General features: G+C 62.2%; 3 protein-coding genes. 2 read left to right on the top strand and 1 reads right to left on the bottom strand.

Going from position 1 to position 2,835, the window contains the following annotated elements; all coding sequences use genetic code 11:
* Positions 1-83: 83 nt before the first annotated feature.
* Positions 84-290 (top strand): hypothetical protein, encoded by a 207-nt coding sequence (locus BJF92_RS09310; RefSeq protein ID WP_075634474.1) that lies wholly within the window; start codon positions 84-86, stop codon positions 288-290.
* A 185-nt stretch (positions 291-475) separates the two neighbouring features.
* Positions 476-1,681 (top strand): Na+/H+ antiporter NhaA, encoded by a 1,206-nt coding sequence (gene nhaA, locus BJF92_RS09305; protein WP_075634473.1) that lies wholly within the window; start codon positions 476-478, stop codon positions 1,679-1,681.
* Between the two features lie 299 nt (positions 1,682-1,980).
* Here nhaA and BJF92_RS09300 read toward each other — a convergent pair whose 3' ends face one another.
* Positions 1,981-2,199, bottom strand: coding sequence for a hypothetical protein (locus BJF92_RS09300; RefSeq protein ID WP_075634472.1), 219 nt, complete (start codon positions 2,197-2,199; stop codon positions 1,981-1,983).
* Between the last annotated feature and the right edge of the window lie 636 nt (positions 2,200-2,835).

The following is a 2,835-nucleotide window of genomic DNA, read 5'->3' as shown; positions in this document are numbered from 1 at the left end:
AAACACATCACTCATCACGGTCTCCTTTCCGAAACCGTGAATCACATCTCAAACCAAATTAATAGGTCCTGAGCCTAGGCGAAGTGCAGAAGGTCGGCGATCTCCATGCCGACAATGTTCTGGTGACCCAGCTGATCCGCAAGCGCTGGCAGAGCTACGCGCCCTGCACGGAAAAAGGGCTCGATTTCGACCAGTGCCGCGCCGCCATTCTGGCGCAGCCGCTGATCACACCCGCCAGCATTGCCCGCGATGCGCGCCTTCGGCCGGTCTATTCCAACTATCCCATGTGACATCCTTCGGCAGTGGGGCGGGCAAGGGCAGCGCTCCTGCCAATCCGCCGCTGTCACAAAAATATGCCCTGCCTTTTTCCGCGCGCAGCTCTATAACCGGTCATGCGTGTGCTGCGTGCGCGGCGGGGATGCCCGAAATCGACGGAGACTTTGTTCAACCTTCCATAAACAGGAGGCGAGACCCCATGTCTTCCACCCAATCGCAGGGCAGAACCCGCGCAACCCTTCGCAATTTTCTCGATAATGAAGCCTCTGGCGGGCTGGTGCTGATGGCCGCCGCCGTTCTGGCGCTGCTGGTGGCCAATTCGCCGCTGGGCGAAGCCTATTCCCATGCGCTGCACTGGAAGATCGGGCCGCTGGGCCTGCAGCACTGGATCAACGATGCGCTGATGGCCGTGTTCTTCCTGCTGGTCGGGCTGGAAATCAAGCGCGAGATGCTGGACGGGCAATTGTCGAGCTGGAGCCGGCGCATTCTGCCGGGCGCCGGCGCTGCCGGCGGCATGCTGGCGCCTGCCTTGATCTATGTCGCGCTCAACTTGCATGATCCGGCAGCGCTCAGGGGCTGGGCCATTCCAACGGCCACCGATATCGCCTTTGCGCTCGGCGTCATGTCGCTGCTCGGCCCGCGTGTTCCGGCCTCGCTCAAGATCTTCCTGGCGGCGCTGGCGATCATCGACGACCTCGGCGCCGTGCTCGTCATCGCGTTCTTCTACACGGCTGAACTGAACCTGATGGCGCTGGCCGGGGCGGCGGCGGTCTGGGCCGCGCTCTTTGCCCTAGGGCGCTGGCGCGTGCAAAATCTCTGGCCCTATATGATGCTCGGTGTCGTGCTCTGGCTTTTCGTCTTTGCATCCGGCCTGCATGCCACGCTTGCCGGCGTCATGCTGGCGCTGACCATTCCGCTCAAGCGGACGCCCGGGACGCCCGAGGCCCACCCGTCGCAATCGCCCCTGCACCGGCTGGAGCACGCGCTGCACAAGCCGGTGGCCTTCATCATCGTGCCGATCTTCGGCTTTGCCAATGCCGGCGTCTCGCTGGCCCATGTCACGCTCGGCAGCCTCACCGAGCCGCTGACGCTGGGCGTGGCGCTCGGCCTGGTGCTTGGCAAGTTCATCGGCGTCTTCGGCACGGTCGCGCTCCTGGTCCGGCTCGGACTGGCGCAGCTTCCGGCACAGGCAGGCTGGGGGCAGATGGCCGGAACCGCGCTTCTCTGCGGCATCGGCTTCACCATGTCGCTCTTCATTGGCCTGCTGGCCTTCAACGACCCGGCGGTTCAGGACGCTGTCAAGATCGGTATTCTGCTCGGCTCACTGGTCGCCGGCCTGCTGGGCGTGGCGCTGATGGCCGCCTTTGGCCGCAGGGCACCCGCCAGCCCCAGCCGGGCAGGCTGAGCGCACGGTTGCTGCTTGACAGTCTGTCCCATAATCGCCGTTGGCCGCCTGCAAATGGCAATTTCTGCGCCTCCGGTGCTCATGGACCTTAACTACGCTGCGCTCCGGTTCTCGAAATCACCCTTCTCGGCAGACCAAGAGCAACTCTTGAACAGACTGTGAGGCCCGGCGCCTGCGTTGCCGGGCGCAGAAAAAGAAGCGCGCCCTTGATGCGCGTCGCGCCGTCACGAACGGCGGCGCGATCTCTCAACGCGATCTCCCAAGCCGATTTCTCAGGAGGCCGATTTGCCGACTCTGCCTCAATGGTAATAGAAGCAGGCGCAATCGGCCTTTTCCTCCTCGTCCGGCGACCAGACGCGCACGGCGAGGTTCTTGGGGGCGCCGGTTTCGTCCAGCGGCAGGTTCAGCAGGGTGATCGCCGCCAGCTTGGGGCTCGGCGCATTGGTCGTGATGACCCGGCCGACCTGACGGACGCCGAAGCTCGGCGTCCAGGAAAAGAATTGAACCCGATATTGCATGATGGAACTCCTCCCGTTTGCGGCCGGGCGGCTCCTCCCGCATCCGGCCCACTGAATGAAGACAATGCGGTCACGGCGCGCATCGGACCGACAACGAAAATCGGAGCGGTGCTCTGGCCCCGTATTTCTGGCCCCGTGTCTCTGGCGCATGGTTTCTGCGTCGGCTTATCCCAAAGCCGACGGCCGGGTTTAGAGCATCGGACCGAAAAATGGGAACCGGTTTTCGGAAAAATCCGATGCAAAAACAAAAAATTAGAGCATTGGACTGCGTATAATTTTCAGTCCGATGCTCTAGGCCGACGCACAAGGGCTGCGTGCGCTCAAAGAACACGTGCCGCAGCCACGCAAACTAGAGCCTGCAGACGCCGCTTCCCTCCATGAGTCCTCGATCATAGCGACTGCAGCCTCGATCATGTCCGCCTCAAGGCTTAGCCGGACTGTTCGGGCCCGGCTCGACGGCAAGCCGTTTTTCAATTGTTCGCGCATTTTTGCGCGATCCAGATGATGCGGCAACGGCGCAATCAACAAGCGCGTCAGACTAAAAATCACACGCGGTCCGATGGTTTCATGGCACATTCAGCGGCCATTCCTCTCATCGTTACCCCTGATTCTATCACGAATTCTGCGCCAAAGCGA

The organism is Xaviernesmea rhizosphaerae (assembly GCF_001938945.1).
Classification (GTDB): domain Bacteria; phylum Pseudomonadota; class Alphaproteobacteria; order Rhizobiales; family Rhizobiaceae; genus Xaviernesmea; species Xaviernesmea rhizosphaerae.
Note: the sequence above shows the minus strand (reverse complement) of the source record. Positions and strands in the feature narration are given on the sequence as shown.